This is a genomic window from Pseudomonas sp. BF-R-01, from assembly GCF_019946615.1.
Lineage (GTDB): Bacteria > Pseudomonadota > Gammaproteobacteria > Pseudomonadales > Pseudomonadaceae > Aquipseudomonas > Aquipseudomonas migulae.
Window position 1 is genome coordinate 1 of the sequence record NZ_JAGYFX010000126.1, and the last position, 15,548, is coordinate 15,548.

At 60.9% G+C, this 15,548-nt stretch carries 17 protein-coding genes; 7 read left to right on the plus strand and 10 right to left on the minus strand.

The annotated features are described in order from the left end of the window. The first annotated feature begins 335 nt into the window (after positions 1–335). Positions 336–1,436, plus strand: a complete 1,101-nt coding sequence (locus KGB27_RS27970; RefSeq protein WP_008027246.1) for a polyamine ABC transporter substrate-binding protein — start codon at positions 336–338, stop codon at positions 1,434–1,436. A gap of 166 nt (positions 1,437–1,602) precedes the next feature. Here the strand turns inward: KGB27_RS27970 and KGB27_RS27975 are convergent, their stop codons facing one another. Next, the gene (locus KGB27_RS27975) at positions 1,603–2,781 is read right to left on the minus strand and encodes a cystathionine gamma-synthase (protein ID WP_223557134.1); all 1,179 of its coding nucleotides are present in this window, start codon (positions 2,779–2,781) and stop codon (positions 1,603–1,605) included. After that, positions 2,778–4,154, minus strand: a complete 1,377-nt coding sequence (locus tag KGB27_RS27980; protein WP_008039030.1) for a pyridoxal-phosphate dependent enzyme — start codon at positions 4,152–4,154, stop codon at positions 2,778–2,780. The genes KGB27_RS27975 and KGB27_RS27980 overlap by 4 nt, the downstream gene beginning before the upstream one ends. Before the next feature lie 208 nt (positions 4,155–4,362). Between KGB27_RS27980 and KGB27_RS27985 the strand changes: the two genes are divergently transcribed. After that, positions 4,363–4,749 (plus strand): DUF1801 domain-containing protein, encoded by a 387-nt coding sequence (locus KGB27_RS27985; protein WP_223557136.1) that lies wholly within the window; start codon positions 4,363–4,365, stop codon positions 4,747–4,749. Positions 4,750–4,887: 138 nt separating this feature from the next. Continuing rightward, entirely contained in the window at positions 4,888–5,337 is a 450-nt protein-coding gene (locus KGB27_RS27990; RefSeq protein WP_223557138.1) for a cupin domain-containing protein, read from the plus strand. Positions 5,338–5,705: 368 nt separating this feature from the next. Here the strand turns inward: KGB27_RS27990 and KGB27_RS27995 are convergent, their stop codons facing one another. Next, the gene (locus KGB27_RS27995) at positions 5,706–7,124 is read right to left on the minus strand and encodes an MFS transporter (protein WP_223557141.1); all 1,419 of its coding nucleotides are present in this window, start codon (positions 7,122–7,124) and stop codon (positions 5,706–5,708) included. 135 nt (positions 7,125–7,259) lie between these two features. Between KGB27_RS27995 and KGB27_RS28000 the strand changes: the two genes are divergently transcribed. Next, complete coding sequence (locus KGB27_RS28000; protein ID WP_223557143.1) at positions 7,260–8,150, plus strand: LysR family transcriptional regulator; 891 nt, start codon at positions 7,260–7,262, stop codon at positions 8,148–8,150. A gap of 16 nt (positions 8,151–8,166) precedes the next feature. Here KGB27_RS28000 and KGB27_RS28005 read toward each other — a convergent pair whose 3' ends face one another. Together KGB27_RS28005 and KGB27_RS28010 are read right to left on the minus strand one after the other, a co-directional pair. Beyond that, the gene (locus KGB27_RS28005) at positions 8,167–8,427 is read right to left on the minus strand and encodes a hypothetical protein (protein WP_008027230.1); all 261 of its coding nucleotides are present in this window, start codon (positions 8,425–8,427) and stop codon (positions 8,167–8,169) included. Further along, positions 8,424–8,579, minus strand: coding sequence for a hypothetical protein (locus KGB27_RS28010; RefSeq protein WP_162130728.1), 156 nt, complete (start codon positions 8,577–8,579; stop codon positions 8,424–8,426). The genes KGB27_RS28005 and KGB27_RS28010 overlap by 4 nt, the downstream gene beginning before the upstream one ends. 241 nt (positions 8,580–8,820) lie before the next feature. Between KGB27_RS28010 and KGB27_RS28015 the strand changes: the two genes are divergently transcribed. Continuing rightward, complete coding sequence (locus tag KGB27_RS28015) at positions 8,821–9,888, plus strand: hypothetical protein (protein ID WP_223557145.1); 1,068 nt, start codon at positions 8,821–8,823, stop codon at positions 9,886–9,888. Between the two features lie 20 nt (positions 9,889–9,908). Further along, the gene (locus KGB27_RS28020) at positions 9,909–10,262 is read left to right on the plus strand and encodes a DUF1428 domain-containing protein (protein WP_223449474.1); all 354 of its coding nucleotides are present in this window, start codon (positions 9,909–9,911) and stop codon (positions 10,260–10,262) included. Positions 10,263–10,275: 13 nt separating this feature from the next. On the opposite strand, the gene KGB27_RS28025 is transcribed toward KGB27_RS28020, so the two are convergent. Further along, a complete protein-coding gene (locus KGB27_RS28025) occupies positions 10,276–10,470 on the minus strand; it encodes a hypothetical protein (protein WP_192415742.1) in 195 nt (64 codons plus the stop codon). A 60-nt stretch (positions 10,471–10,530) separates the two neighbouring features. On the opposite strand from KGB27_RS28025, the gene thpR reads away from it, so the two are divergent. Next, on the plus strand, positions 10,531–11,070 hold the full coding sequence (thpR, locus tag KGB27_RS28030) for an RNA 2',3'-cyclic phosphodiesterase (RefSeq protein WP_223557147.1): 540 nt from the start codon (positions 10,531–10,533) through the stop codon (positions 11,068–11,070). A 232-nt stretch (positions 11,071–11,302) separates the two neighbouring features. On the opposite strand, the gene KGB27_RS28035 is transcribed toward thpR, so the two are convergent. From KGB27_RS28035 to potA, 4 genes are read right to left on the minus strand one after another with little or no spacing between them, the layout of a single operon-like run. Then, a complete protein-coding gene (locus KGB27_RS28035) occupies positions 11,303–12,400 on the minus strand; it encodes a polyamine ABC transporter substrate-binding protein (RefSeq protein ID WP_008027216.1) in 1,098 nt (365 codons plus the stop codon). A gap of 54 nt (positions 12,401–12,454) precedes the next feature. Then, positions 12,455–13,339, minus strand: coding sequence for an ABC transporter permease subunit (locus KGB27_RS28040; RefSeq protein WP_192228303.1), 885 nt, complete (start codon positions 13,337–13,339; stop codon positions 12,455–12,457). Beyond that, positions 13,336–14,217 carry an ABC transporter permease subunit gene (locus tag KGB27_RS28045; RefSeq protein ID WP_162130710.1) on the minus strand — a complete coding sequence of 294 codons (882 nt, stop codon included), beginning with the start codon at positions 14,215–14,217 and terminating at the stop codon, positions 13,336–13,338. The genes KGB27_RS28040 and KGB27_RS28045 overlap by 4 nt, the downstream gene beginning before the upstream one ends. A gap of 29 nt (positions 14,218–14,246) precedes the next feature. After that, positions 14,247–15,389, minus strand: coding sequence for a polyamine ABC transporter ATP-binding protein (gene potA / locus KGB27_RS28050; protein WP_008027211.1), 1,143 nt, complete (start codon positions 15,387–15,389; stop codon positions 14,247–14,249). Positions 15,390–15,548: the final 159 nt, after the last annotated feature.

Sequence of the window (15,548 nt, forward strand, 5' to 3'; positions counted from 1 at the left end):
GGCGATAGCGGGTGGCCAGGCAACATCATGGGTGACTGACACACCGCTATCGCCAGCAAGCCGGCTCCTACAGGGATTGCGTACAACAGGGTGATCAGGGCGTCTTCCGCCACCGGATCCACCGGGACACCGATATTGGCCATTTCGATCTCCTTTTGGCCGACCTCGCACTATGAACTCACTCGTTCGTCAGCAAGAATCGAAGCAGCATTGCTGTTTCAGCACGCTTGCGAATCCACAACTGAAATCCTGTTTTCCTTGCCCTGGGCAATTTTTAAGGCCTGCCGTGTACAGAACATAAAAACCAACGAGCGACACATTTGGGGAATTCATTCATGGTCATGATGAAACGCATACTGGGCGCCACTGTTTGTGGGCTGACGCTGTTGGCCAGTGCCGTGCACGCCGAACAGCGGGAATTGCGGGTGTACAACTGGGCGGACTACATCCTGCCGTCCGTGCCCAAGGACTTCGCCCAGAAAAGCGGAATCAAAGTGACCTGGGACACCTTCGACACCAACGAATCGCTGGAAGCCAAGCTGCTGACCGGTAACTCGGGCTACGACCTGGTGGTGCCGTCGAACCAGTTCATCGAAACCCAGATCAAGGCCGGTGTATTCCAGAAACTCGACAAGTCCAAGCTGCCGAACTGGAAACATCAGGACCCGGCACTGCTCGCATTGCTGGACAAGAACGATCCGGGCAACCAGTACGGCGTGCCCTACATGTACGGCACCGTGCTGATCGGTTTCAACCCGGCCAAGGTCAAGGCCGCGCTGGGCGAGAATGCGCCGGTGGACAGTTGGGATCTGGTGTTCAACCCGCAGAACATGCAGAAGCTGAAATCCTGTGGCGTCGCCATGCTCGACTCACCTTCGGAAATCCTGCCGCTGGCGCTGCACTATCTGGGGCTGGACCCGAACAGCCAGAACCCGGACGACTACGAAAAAGCCAAGGCGCTGATGCTGAAGATTCGCCCTTACGTCACCTACTTCAACTCCGCCAAGTACATGACCGACATCGCCAATGGCGATATCTGCGTTGCCATCGGCTACTCCGGCAGCTTCTACCAGTTTGGCAATCGCGCCAAGGAAGCGGGCAACGGAGTAGTGGTCGATTGGCGCTTGCCGAAGGAGGGCGCGCCGATCTGGTTTGATACCTTTGCGATTCCAAAAAGCGCGAAGAACGTGGAGGAAGCCCACGAGTTTCTCAATACCTTGCTGGACCCGAAAGTCATCGCGCCGATCAGTGATTTCCTCGGCTACCCCAACGCCAACAAGGACTCGCTTGCGCTGATCAACAAAGAGATCACCGGCAACCCGAACCTGACGCCGACCAGCGAAGCGTTGAAAACCCTGTATGTGGTGCAACCGCTGCCGCAAAAGCTTGAGCGGGTGCGCACGCGGGTCTGGACGAGCATCAAGTCCGGCGAATAACACCCAAGGCGGAGCGCAATCGGCCGGCCTTACGCATTTCCCTGTAGGAGCCGGCTTGCTGGCGATAGCGGCGTGTCAGCCAACATCAATGGTGATTGATACACCGCAATCGCCAGCAAGCCGGCTCCTACAGGTTCGGTGTCATGCCATCGAACCCCCGTTTTGTTCAGATCCGCGTCAGCGCCTGCGCCAGGTCGGCACGCAGATCCTCGACATCCTCAACCCCCACGGACAACCGCACCAGCCCGTCGCCGATGCCCAGCTGTGCGCGGGTTTCTGCGGGGATGGTGGCGTGGGTCATGATCGCCGGGTGCTCGATCAGGCTTTCCACGCCGCCCAGACTCTCGGCCAGGGCGAATATCCGTACGCTCTCAAGGAAACGCGTGGCACCCGCCAGATCACTCTTCAGATCGACAGAAATCATCCCGCCGAAACCGCGCATCTGCCGCTTCGCCAATTCATGCTGCGGGTGCGACGGCAGGCCCGGGTAGTAGACGCGCGCCACTTGCGGCTGAAGCTCCAGCCATTGCGCCAACTCAAGCGCGTTGCTGCAGTGACGCTCCATGCGCAGCGCCAGGGTTTTCACGCCGCGCAGGGTCAGAAACGCGTCGAACGGGCCGGCGATTGCGCCCACCGAGTTCTGCAGGAAACCCAGGCGTTGCGCCAGTTCCGGGTTCTGCCCGACCACGGCGATGCCGCCGATCACGTCGGAGTGGCCGTTCAGGTATTTGGTGGTCGAGTGCAGCACGATGTCGAAACCCAGCTCCAGCGGGCGCTGGATCCATGGGCTGGCAAAGGTGTTGTCGGCGACGCAGATGATGTCGCGGTCGCGGCAGATACGTGCGACGGCGGCGAGGTCGGTCAGGCTCAGCAACGGATTGCTCGGCGTCTCGACCCAGACCATTTTGGTGTCGTCCTGCAACGACGCTTCGAACGCCCCGAGGTCCGTCAGGTCGACGAAGCTGAAACGATGCCCGGCGCTGCGTTTACGCACTTTGTCGAACAGTCGGAACGTCCCGCCGTACAGGTCATTGCCGGACACGATGTGCGAACCGGCGTCGAGCAGTTCCAGCACCGTGGAAATCGCCGCCAGCCCGGAGGCGAACGCGAAGGCCTGGGTGCCGCTTTCCAGATCGGCGACGCAGCGTTCCAGGGCGAAGCGCGTCGGGTTGTGCGAGCGCCCGTAATCGAAACCTTTGTGCACGCCGGGGCTTTGTTGCAAATAGGTGGAGTTGGCATAAATCGGTGGCATCAATGCGCCGGTGGTCGGGTCCGGCGTTTGCCCGGCGTGGATCACCCGAGTGGCAAAGGCGCGTGCCGCGGCGTTTTCATCGTGTTGACTCATGCAAGGGATCTCCGCAAATGATTGAGCAGGTCGACGCGAGTAATCAGGCCATGGAAGCCCGAGGCGTCGGCGATGATCGCGACCAGCCCGCGATCGAGTTCTGCCTGCAGCTTTTCCAGGCTGGCGCTGGGCGGCAGGGTTTCTACTTTGTCGGTCATTGCGCTGGCCACGGTCAAGCGGAAGTGTGAAGGATCTTCCTGCATGCCCAGCAGAATGTCGGATTCGTCAATCACGCCGACCAGTTGCTTACCGTCCGCCAGCACCGGCAGTTGCGACACATCCGCCAGGCGCATGCGCTGGAACGCCGTCAGCAGTGTGTCGTCCGGGCCGACGCTGATCACCCGGCCATCCTCGAAACGCCGTGCGATCACATCGCGCAGGTCGCCATAAGGTTTGCGCTTGAGCAAGCCCTGATCATTCATCCACTGGTCGTTGTAGACCTTCGACAGGTAGCGGGTGCCGGTGTCGCAGACGAAGCTGACCACGCGTTTGGGCGTGGTTTGCTCGCGGCAGTAACGCAGCGCCGCCGCCAGCAGGGTGCCGGTCGAAGAACCGCCAAGGATGCCTTCGGCGCGCAGCAGTTGGCGGGCGTGATCGAAGCTTTCCTCGTCGCTGATCGAATAGGCGTGGCGCACGCTGGACAGGTCGGCAATCGAGGGGATGAAGTCTTCGCCGATGCCTTCCACCGCCCACGAGCCGGGCGTCTGCATGGTGCCGCTGCGGCTGTATTCGGCCATCACCGAACCGATGGGGTCGGCCAGCACCATTTCCAGATTGGGCTGTACGCGCTTGAAGAAACGGGTCAGCCCGGTCAGCGTGCCGGCCGAGCCGACGCCGACGACAATCGCATCCACGTCATGCTGGGTTTGCGCCCAGATCTCCGGTGCGGTGCTGCACTCATGGGCGAGCGGGTTGGCCGGGTTGTTGAACTGATCGGCGAAGAATGCGTCGGGAATTTCCAGCGCCAGCCGTGCCGCGACGTCCTGGTAATAATCGGGATGGCCCTTGCCGACGTCGGAGCGGGTGATGTGCACCTCGGCGCCCATGGCCTTGAGGTGCAAGACTTTCTCGGTGGACATCTTGTCCGGCACCACCAGCACCACCCGATAGCCCTTGGCGCGGCCGACCAGGGCCAAGCCGAGGCCGGTGTTGCCGGCGGTGGCCTCGACGATGGTGCCGCCAGATTTCAGCCGGCCGTCGCGCTCGGCTTCGTCGATCATCGCCAGGCCGATGCGGTCCTTGATCGAGCCGCCGGGGTTCTGTGATTCGAGCTTCAGAAACAGGGTGCACGGGCCCGTGTCAAAGCGGCTGACGCGCACCAGCGGCGTATTGCCGATCAGTTCAAGCACGGCAGGGCGGGAGTCGTTCGGCATGTTGTCACCTCTTTGCGAAAATTCGCACGGGAAGGACAGCAACCGGCGGCGAGCCATCGCACGCCAGTCGCCAGCAATGCATCGTTTGGACCATAGGCCGCGAATGCGCCTCTCGCAACTTTGTGCGACCAGCCGGTCACCTGATTGCTGGAGAGAATCCCCGAGTCGGCAATACTCAAGCGACCACCATCAGTCGAGGGCGAGCACCATGACGAAGGAAAGCAGCGGGGGCGAATCGGCCTCTGCGCTGATCGACGCACGAATCAGGGAATTGAATGACTGGCGGGGCGAGACGCTCGCGCGCGTCAGGGCGATCATCCAACAGGCAGACCCCGACGTGGTCGAGGAGTGGAAGTGGAGGGGCGTGCCGGTGTGGTCGCATGCCGGGATCATCTGCACGGGCGAGACGTATAAAACGGCGGTGAAAATGACCTTCGCCAAAGGCGCCGCGCTGGACGATCCTGCCCATCTCTTCAACGCCAGCCTGGAAGGCAATACCCGCCGGGCGATTGATGTTCATGAAGGCGAGACGCTTGATGAAAAAGCATTGAAGGCGCTGATCCGGGCGGCGGTGGTGCTCAACACCTCCAAATGAGTCGGCCGGTTTGTATCCCCGTGTATCCCTCGGGGCCGCAGCTATCTTGGCTTACAAAACCATGGCATCCGCGACACGTCCCCGATACACGACGGCCGCTTAATGGGGCACCACAACGGTATCACCCGGAGAAATGCCATGTTCCGTATCAACGCTCGTCACACCGCCAGAATGCTTGGCGTCGCTGTTGTCACCACTGCCGCACTCGCGGCGTTCTCCGGGATGTCTCAGGCCGAGGAAGTGAAGGCCCCTGCAAAAAGCTGGCAGGCAGGGATTCATCGCACCGATCTCCTGAAAAAAGACCTCGATGTCGACGGTCGTGAAGTGATCCAGGTACGGGTTGATATCGATCCGGGCATCTCGTCGCCCAACCACTCCCATCCAGGCGTGGAGGTGGCTTATGTCATCGACGGCACGTTCGAGTATCAACTGGAAGGGCAGCCACCGGTGACGTTGAAAGCCGGTGATTCGCTGTACATCCCGGCCGGCGTTGCGCACGTTGCGAAGAACATCGGAACCCAAACCGGCTCCGAACTGGCGACGTACATCGTCAAGAAAGGCGAACCGCTGGTTGTGATCAAACAGTAAGCCAAAGGCACGCAAATCCTCTGTAGGAGCCGGCTTGCCGGCGATAGCGGTGTGTCAGCCAACATCAATAGTGATTGATAAGCCGCCATCGCCAGCAAGCCGGCTCCTACAGGATTTACGTCAACCGAACATTCCCCGTCCATACGCGCACTTGTAGGAGTCGGCTTGCCGGCGATAGCGGTGTGTCAGCCAACATCAATGGCGATTGATACGCCGCCATCGCCGGCAAGCCGGCTCCTACAGGATTTATGTCAACCGAACATTCCCGGAACACTCACGCACTTGTAGGAGTCGGCTTGCCGGCGATAGCGGTGTGTCAGCCAACATCAATGGCGATTGATACGCCGCCATCGCCAGCAAGCCGGCTCCTACAAAGGTTTCAGTGTTCGGCGGGCTAGCACGACGCCGAGCGCAACAACGATCAGCCCCAACGCTACCGCGAAGGTGACCCGCATGCCGTGGGCCACGGCTTCGGGTGGCGTCAGGGTGATGTCGGCCGCCTGCGAGGCGAGGGCGAATACAGCGCCCAATACCGAGGCGCCAGTGATCAATCCCAGATTTCGCGACAGATTGAGCATGCCCGAGACAACGCCGCGCTGATCGGGCTGCACATCGCTCATAACCGTGGTGTTGTTGGCCGTCTGGAACACGGCATAGCCGAGCGTGATCACCACCATCGGCGCAACGTACCCGCCAATGCCAACTGTCAGCGGCAACACCGATAACACCAGGCACCCGACGGCCATGGCGAGCAGCCCGGCGACAGTCATCCGTTGGGCGCCGAATCGGTCGGCGATCCGGCCGGCGGGCACACCTGTCAGGGCCGCGACACAGGGCCCGACCGCGAGCACTATGCCCACCACAACCGCCTTCAGCCCCAGGCCGTGGGCCAGATAAAACGGCCCGACCACCAGCGTTGCCATCATCACCGTCGCGACCAGCGTGCTCATGGCCAGGCTCGCGCTCAGCACCGGGTTGCGAAACATCACCAGCCGTATCAGCGGCGAGGCGACTTTCATTTCAACCAAAACGAAGAGCCCCACGCCGAACCCCGCCGCCAACAGCAAACCGATATTAAGCAGCCCGAAATGGCCACGGCCCAGCGTCATGGCCAGCGCATACGCCGCCAGCGTCAGCGCCAATACCAGCGTGCCCCACGCGTCGAAACGGACGCTCCCGGTGGTTGCCTGCTGCCGATCCGCCGGCAGATAGCGATGCGCAAGCAGCAGCGTCATCAGGCCCAATGGCACGGTGACCAGGAACATCGCCTGCCAACCGAACCCACTGATCAACAGGCCGCCCAGCGATGGCCCCAGCGCGGTGCCAATCGCCGACATCGTCCCGAGCAACCCCATGGCGCTGCCGGTTTTGGCTTTCGCCACGGTCTCACCGACGAAGGCCATGGTCAGCGCCATCATGATCGCCGCGCCGAGCCCTTGCAGGGCTCGGGCGCCAATCAACATGCCCAATGTCGGTGCCCACGCGCACAGCGTCGAGGCGAGGGTGAACACGCCAATGCCGCCCAACAGCAACCGGCGGCGGCCAATCAGGTCACCGAGCCTTCCGACGCTGACGATCAGCGTGGTGATCGCCAGCAGATACGCGATGACGACCCATTGCACGTCCTGAAAGGTTGCACCGAACACCTGGGCCAGCGTCGGCAAACCGACGTTGGCGACGCTGGTGCCGAGTGACGACAGCAGCATCGACAGCGAAAGGCTGACCAGCGCCCAGCGCACGGCGGGTGTCTGTGTTGCGTTGTTCACGATGGCGATAGTCGGCTTCATGCTGTCCCTCTGGATCTGGCCACTCCCGAAGTGGAGCTATCAGAAATCTACGCTGGCGCCTAACATGGCGGAAGGCGCACGGGTTGCACTCTACTCGTGCGTAAAACGCCATCTCACCCGGCCATGGGGCAACGCATGTCGACTCCCGATTTCAATTTGCTGATCACCCTTGATGTACTGCTCGCAGAAGGCAGCGTGGCGCGTGCCGCCAAACGCTTGCGCCTGAGCCCATCGGCGATGAGCCGGGCGTTGGCGCGGTTGCGCGAAACCACCGGTGACCCGTTGCTGGTCCGGGCCGGGCGCGGACTGGTCGCCACGCCTCGGGCGCTGGAATTGCGCGAGCGGGTCAGCCAGTTGGTGCAGGACGCCGAAGCGGTGCTGCGCCCGGCGCAACAGCCGGACCTGAAACAATTGGCCCGCACGTTCACGTTGCGTACCAGCGAGGGCTTTGTGGAGACCTTTGGCGCGCCGCTCATCGCCCGCGTCGCCGAGCAAGCGCCGGGCGTGCTGCTGCGCTTCATGCACAAACCTGACAAGGACAGTACGTCGCTGCGGGACGGGACCGTTGATCTGGAAACCGGTGTGGTGGGGAAGGCTGCCGGGCCTGAGTTAAGGACCCAGGGTTTGTTTCGTGACCGATTCATCGGCGTAGTGCGCACGGGGCACCCGTTGAGCCAGGGCGAGATCACTCCGGAACGTTATGCGGCGGGCGGTCACATCAGCGTCTCAAGGCGCGGGCTCGACAAGGGGCCTGTCGATGAAGCGCTGGCGGCGCTGCAACTGGAACGGCAGGTCGTGACCATCGTTGCCGGTTTCTCGACCGCGTTGGCGCTTGCCCGAGCCACCGATTTGATCGCTGCCGTTCCTGAACGCCACACCGAAAACCTGCGGGCGGGCATGCACAGTTTTTCGCTGCCGGTTGCCTTGCCGGAATTCACCGTCGCGATGCTCTGGCATCCGCGCCTGGACGCCGATCCGGTGCATCGCTGGTTACGCGGGTGTGTTCGTGAGGTTTGTGCGCAATAGCCAGTGACGGTCAGTCTCAAAAACTGAACGACCGCGAGGTGTGTTGGGCCAGCTCGGCATCCAGCAGATGTTCGGCCAGCACATCATTCAAAAAGCGGAATTGATCGTTGAGGCCGACCACTTCGTTGCTGAAGTGGTTGCCGGCGGCGGGCATCAGCAGCGCTTCGAAGTTCTTGTCGAACACCAGCGACAGCACTTTGCGCGAGACGGCCTGCTGCGAGTAGTAGTTGTTGCCGAACACCGGAAAGCTCACGGCGAGGGTGACGGTGTGGATCATGATGTGCGCTCCTCGGTCAGGACGTACCACGAAAAAACGGTCAGCGTGAAGGCTGTCAGGGCCAGGCAGGTCAGCAGATGGATCAACATGATTTGCCCCTCCGGTTCGGGGTTGTGTGTCGGGTTGAAGTTGATCCTACGCTGACGGTTCATGAGCGGAAGGCATTCGCGGCGATGGTGAATATCGATGTCAGTGATGGTCGGGTTTTTGTGGTGTTCTTGAGGGACCCTTCGCGGGCAAGCCTCGCTCCTACAGGGGCCGGTATTGAGATGTTATTTTGTGAACGACGCTGATCCCTTGTGGGAGCGAGCCTGCTCGCGATGCTCTTGCGGGCAAACACCTATACTCAGGTAGAAACCCTTAATCTGATTTCAACCCTAGAGAACCGCGATCTTGAACCTGCGTTCGCTGATCGTCGCCGTGCTGCTGGTGTTGGCGGGATGCGTCACGCCTGCGCGTGCCCCGGCGCCTGCGCCGCCCGTGGTCATTTCCCAGAGCACCTGGCAGCAGGTGGATAGGGACATCGTCGCGGCATCCCAGTCCGCCACCGAGCAGGCAAAAATCTATTCGCGCGGCGCCATGGATTACTGGCGAACCCGGGTCTATCAACTGACCGAAGAAAAATTCATTCCCTGGTTCAGCAGTTACTGGACCCAGGAATGGCTGTCGATGAAAGTCAGCTGGTACAGCCTCAGCGCCCAGGGTGAGCAGGATGCCTCGTCGAAACGCCTGGCGGCCTATCTGCTGGAGCAATACCAGAAACGCGTGCTGGCCCCGGTCGCGGTCGAGATTGATCCCGACCAGATCCTCGGTCTGGCCACGGCGTTCTACGTGGATATTCTTCAGGAAGAACTGCAAAAAATCTCCCAGCGCCACGGCGTGCCCATGGCCCAGCTCAATGGCCGTATCCAGAAAATCCCGGCCATCGCCCTCGGACCGCCGCCCGCGCGAGACGCTTCGCTGTACCAGGTCGTGCACACCCAGCCGCTCAACACCCTGCCGGCGTACGCGGCGCTGATCGACAAAATCCACAAGGCCGGCGGTAGCAAGGGCGTTGATTCCACCGACCAAGCCATGGCGCCGGTGGCCAAGCGCGCCAGCCAGCGGATGGAAGCCGAAATGGCCCCGCGCGGTGCCGCCAGCGCGGTGTCCGCAGCGGCGGGAAAAATCGCCGGAGGCTTGATTACCTTGGGCGTGGCGGGGATTCGCGCACTGATTCAGGCCAACGACCGACCGGACAGCGAGGCGCTGATTCGTAGCAGCCTGGGCAACACGTTCGATAAGGCCTGGATAAAAATGGTGCAGAACCCGACCTTCGGTGTGATGGCGGGGACGTTGTACATGGCAGGGCAGATCGAGGGCAACCTGGCGGGGAGTGCCGACGTACCGTCGGTCAGTTCGGGCAGCGGCGCTGTCGATTGGAGCCCGTCCGAACCGACTAAACCGCAGATCGACCCTTAACCCCCGGCAGGAGAATGACCATGTCTTACGTCGATGGCTGTGTCTTTGCGGTGCCCAGTGCCAACCGCGAAAAATTCAAGAAACACGCGGAATCCGCCGCTGTGATTTTCAAGGAAAACGGCGCCCTGAGTGTTGTCGAATGCTGGGGCGATGACGTGCCCGATGGCAAAGTGACTTCGTTTCCGCTGGCCGTGAAACTCAAGGACGACGAAACCGTGGTGTTTTCCTGGATCGTCTGGCCGGACAAGCCCACCCGCGATGCCGGCATGCAGAAATTGATGGCCGACCCGCGTATGCAGCAGGACGTCAACCCGATGCCGTTCGATGGCCAGCGGATGATCTTCGGTGGCTTCGACATCCTCTTGCAGGTCTGAGCGTGTGGCAGGATCACTCCGGCGTCGGGGTGATCCTGCAACTCTTGCGATTGCGGATCTCGCTGTCCGTCGGTCGTTCTTTGACAAACTCGAAACGCGGTTCACCTTCGCTATAGTGAACCAGCCAGCCCCATTCCAGCTCTGACTCATCCTGACCCGGTTGCGGTGGCACGGCCCACCATGGCTCTTTGCTGATGATCTCTCGCATGGCCCCGTCCCGTTTATTCGGTTGGTTCAACTATAACGTGCATGTCAGGAGGTGCCAGGCGTGAGCGACGAAACCCCGGAGCCGGTCAAACGGCTGTTTTTTGCATTGGATTGCCCACCCGAACAGCGCAAGGCGATTGCCCAATGGCGCAGCGCGCTGCAATTGCGCATCGGGCGTCCGGTGCCGGTGGAAAACTTCCATCTGACGTTGCTGTTTTTGGGCGCTGTGGAGGTGGCGCAGATTGCCGAGATCTGCGCGGCGGCAGCAAAGGTGCGCGTGCCGGGTGCGACGTTGCGGTTGGCGCTGGATCTCCTGGATGTGTGGCGCAGGGCCGGGGTGTTGGTGCTCGCGCCGGAACAGGCGCCGCCGGAGTTGCTGCGGCTGGTGTATGCGCTGGAGCAGGCGATGTTGCCGTTCGGGTTTGAAGAGGTACACAAGGAATTCAGACCGCATCTGACGTTGATGCGCGACTATCGGGCGCCGGTGCCTGAGTCGACGACGCCGCCGGAGTTTTTTCTGTGGGCGGATCGATTTGTGTTGTTTGAATCCCACAAGGGCCGTTACCGGGCGCTGGCCGAATGGCCGCTGGTGCCGGCATAAAAAAAGGCGCCCGAGGAGGGCGCCAAATTCACCTTAACCGAGGAAGCCAGGTGAGGCCGTTCGTCAGAGAGGAGTGCAGCGGTGGTAAGGCGCTGCGTGAACGGAAACAGTTGGATTTTGTGTTGCCAGTGATGGCCTCATCGCCGGCAAGCCGGCTCCTACAATGATCTGCGGTGCGACGCGTACCCTGTAGGAGCTGGCTTGCCAGCGATAGCAATCTTGGGTTCAGCGACTATTTCCCGAGCTTCACCCGCGTCCAGCCGCGCGTCATCACCCGCTGAACGCCGATCGGCATGTCCGGAATCGCATACAACGTCGCCATCACGGCCAAGGGCGGATACGAGCCCGGATCATCGCGAATCGCTTCATCCACCAAGGGCGTCGCCGCCGCGTTGGCGTTGCTGTAGCCGATGTTGTTGGTGATCTCGGCGATGATGTCCGGGCGCATCAGGAAGTTCATGAACAGATAGGCGTTGTCGACGTTCGCCGCATCCCGTGGGATTGCGACCATGTCGTAGAAACTGCCGGCGCCTTCCTTCGGAATGCTGTATTCGATTTTCACCTTGTCGCCCGCTTCCTGTGCGCGGGCCTTGGCTTGCAGCACGTCGCCGGAATAACCGACAGCGACGCAGATGTTGCCGTTGGCCAGGTCGGAGATGTACTTCGACGAATGGAAGTACGCCACCGACGGCCGGATCTTCATGAACAGCGCTTCAGCTTCGGCGATCTGCGCCTTGTCCTGCGAGTTCACCGGGTAGCCCAGGTAGTGCAGGGCGGCGGGCAGCATTTCGGTCGGTGAGTCGAGGAAGCTGATGCCGCAGGCTTTCAGCTTCTCGGCGTTTTCCGGTTTGAACAGCAAGTCCCACGAGTTGGTCGGCGCATTGGCACCAAGCACTTCCTTGACCTTGGCCGGGTTGAACCCGATGCCGATCGAGCCCCACATGTACGGGAAGGCGTGACCGTTTTCCGGGTCGCTGGCCGAAGCGTTTTTCAGCAACACCGGGTTGAGGTTTTTCCAGTTCGGCAGCTTCGACTTGTCCAGTTCCTGGTAGACGCCAGCCTTGATCTGCTTGGCCAGGAAGCTGTTGGACGGCACGACAATGTCGTAGCCGGATTTGCCTGCGAGCAGGCGTGCCTCAAGGGTTTCGTTGCTGTCGAACACATCGTAGGTCACGCGGATACCGGTCTCGTCTTCGAACTTCTTGACGGTGTCCGGGGCGATGTAATCCGACCAGTTGTAGACGCGCAGTACCTTGTCATTGGCCTGGGCGCCGGTAGCCATCGCGCCCAATAAGGACAGTGTCAGCAGAGTCCTGCCAAACATTTTCATCGGTACAACTCCATTTTTTTTATTCAGTACGCAAAGCTGTGAAACGCGACGGCACTAGGCCGTCGCTTCTACCATTTGCTTTTTCGGTTGCTGCCAGGATTCGCTGGCGGTCTGGTCCATCGCTTCCTGGATCGCCCGTTTGCGGCTGGCTTCGGCGCGGCGGCTGAAGTACCAGACCATGAAGGTCACAATCGAAACGGCGAGCAGTATCAGGCTGGCCACGGCGTTGATCTCAGGCTTCACGCCCAGACGCACCGCCGAGAACACTTCCATCGGCAGGGTCGTCGAGCCTGGGCCGGACACGAAGCTCGCCAACACCAGGTCATCCAGCGACAGGGCAAACGACATCATGCCGCCGGCCGCCAGTGACGGCGCGATCATCGGGATGGTGATCAGGAAAAACACCTTGAACGGTTTCGCCCCGAGGTCCATGGCCGCTTCTTCGATGGACAGGTCCAGCTCACGAAGGCGGGCGGAGACGACCACCGCCACATAGGCCGCACAAAACGTGGTGTGGGCGATCCAGATGGTGACGATGCCGCGCTCCATCGGCCAGCCGATCAGCTGCGCCATGGCCACGAACAGCAGCAACAGCGACAGGCCGGTGATCACTTCAGGCATCACCAGCGGCGCGGTGACCAGGCCACCAAACAGCGTACGGCCCTTGAAGCGCGTGACACGAGTCAGCACGAACGCCGCCAAAGTCCCCAGCGCCACCGCTGCAATCGCGGTGTAGCAGGCAATCTCCAGCGAGCGCACCACCGAGCCCATCAGTTGCGAGTTGTCGAGCAAGCCGACGTACCACTTCACCGACCAGCCGCCCCACACCGTCACCAGTTTCGAGGCGTTGAACGAGTAGATCACCAGAATCAGCATCGGCAGGTAGATAAACGACAGGCCGAAAATCAACATGAACTTTGAAAATCCGAAGCGTTTCATCCCCGACCCTCCATCTCTTTGGCCTGGCTACGGTTGAACAACAGGATCGGCACAATCAGGATCAACAGCATCACCACCGCCAGGGCAGACGCCACCGGCCAGTCGCGGTTGTTGAAGAACTCTTGCCACAGCACACGGCCGATCATCAGGGTTTCCGGGCCGCCCAGCAGTTCCGGAATCACGAACTCACCGACCACCGGAATGAACACCAGCATGCAGCCGGCGATGATCCCGTTCTTGGCCAGCGGCACGGTGATTTTCCAGAAGTTGTTGAAGTTGCTCGACCCCAGGTCCGAACCCGCTTCCAGCAAGCTTTGATCGTGCTTGACCAGGTTGGCGTACAGCGGCAAGACCATGAACGGCAGGTAGGCGTAGACCACACCGATGTACACGGCCGTGTTGGTGTTGAGGATCTCGATCGGGTGATCGGTCAGCCCGGTCCACATCAAGAACGCGTTGAGCAAACCGTTGTTGCTGAGGATGCCCATCCACGCGTACACGCGGATCAGGATCGCAGTCCAGGTCGGCATCATGATCAACAGCAGCAAGACGTTTTGCGCTTCCTTGCTTGCCTTGGTGATCGCGTAGGCCATCGGGAAGCCGATCACCAGGCACATCAGCGTGCTGAAAAACGCGACCTTCAACGAACCGAAGTAAGCCGAGATGTACAACTCATCCTCGGTCAGCAGCAGGTAGTTGCCGACGTTGAGGAACAGCTGGAGTTTCTGTTCGGCGAAGGTGTAGATCTCGGAGTAAGGAGGAATGGCCAGCGCCGCTTCCGAGAAGCTGATCTTCATCACCAGGAAGAACGGCAACAGGAAAAACAGGCACAGCCACAGGAATGGAATCCCGATGACGAGCTTTCGACCACTCGGCATCAGCCGCATGAACCGCTGATTGAGTGTTTTCATGAGCGCAGTACCACGCCGCTGTCGTCTTCCCACCACACGTAGACCTTGTCGTCCCAGGTCGGACGCGCGCCACGGCGTTCGGCGTTGGCCATGAACGACTGCACGACTTTGCCGCCAGGCAGTTCGACGTAGAACACCGAGTGGCCGCCGAGGTAGGCGATGTCATGCACCTTGCCCTGGGACCAGTTGTAGCGGGACTCGGGTTGGGTGGTGCTGACCAGCAGTTTTTCCGGACGGATCGCGTAGGTGATGGACTTGTCCTCCACCGAAGTGCTGACGCCGTGACCGACGTAGATCTTCTGTTCCAGATCCTTGCTGTGAATGATCGCGTGACCTTCAAGGTCCTCGACAACGGTGCCTTCGAAGGCGTTCACGTTGCCGATGAATTCGCAGACCATGCGGCTGACCGGGGCTTCGTAAATGTCCACCGGGCTGCCAATCTGGGCGATCCAGCCCAGGTGCATGATCGCGATGCGCTGGGCCATGGTCATGGCCTCTTCCTGGTCGTGGGTCACCATTACGCAGGTCACGCCAACGCGTTCGATGATTTCCACCAGCTCAAGCTGCATCTGCGAACGCAGTTTTTTATCCAGCGCGCCCATCGGTTCGTCGAGCAACAACAGCTTCGGACGTTTCGCCAGGGAGCGGGCGAGGGCGACACGCTGACGCTGACCGCCGGACAGTTGATGGGGTTTGCGTTTGGCGTATTGGGTCATGTGCACCAGGCGCAGCATCTCTTCCACGCGGGCGTCGATTTCACTGGCGGGCAAACGGTCCTGCTTGAGGCCGAAGGCAATGTTCTGTGCGACGGTCATGTGTGGGAACAGGGCGTACGACTGGAACATCATGTTGATCGGCCGTTCGTACGGCGGCATGTCGGTGATGTCCACGCCATCGAGCAGGATCCGCCCTTCGGTCGGGCGTTCGAAGCCGGCGAGCATGCGTAGCAGCGTCGATTTGCCGGAACCGGAACCGCCGAGCAAGGCGAAGATTTCCCCTTGATGAATCTCAAGCGAAACATCGTCCACTGCGGTGGTTTCGTCGAATTTCTTGGTGACGCGGTCGACTTTCACCAACACCTTTTTCGGTGCCTGGTGACCTTCAAGAGCCTTCCTGTAAATGCTGGAGGCGTTTGCCATGTGAAACTCCCAACAGGTTTCAGTCGTCGGGCCAACGCGGCCTGACTTAAGAGTGGATTGCAAGCCCGGGGCATTCGGTTGGCGCAACCCCCTGTAGGAGCGAGGCTTGCCCGCGAAGACGGTATGTCAGTCGATATCATCGTTGCCTGAAACACCGCC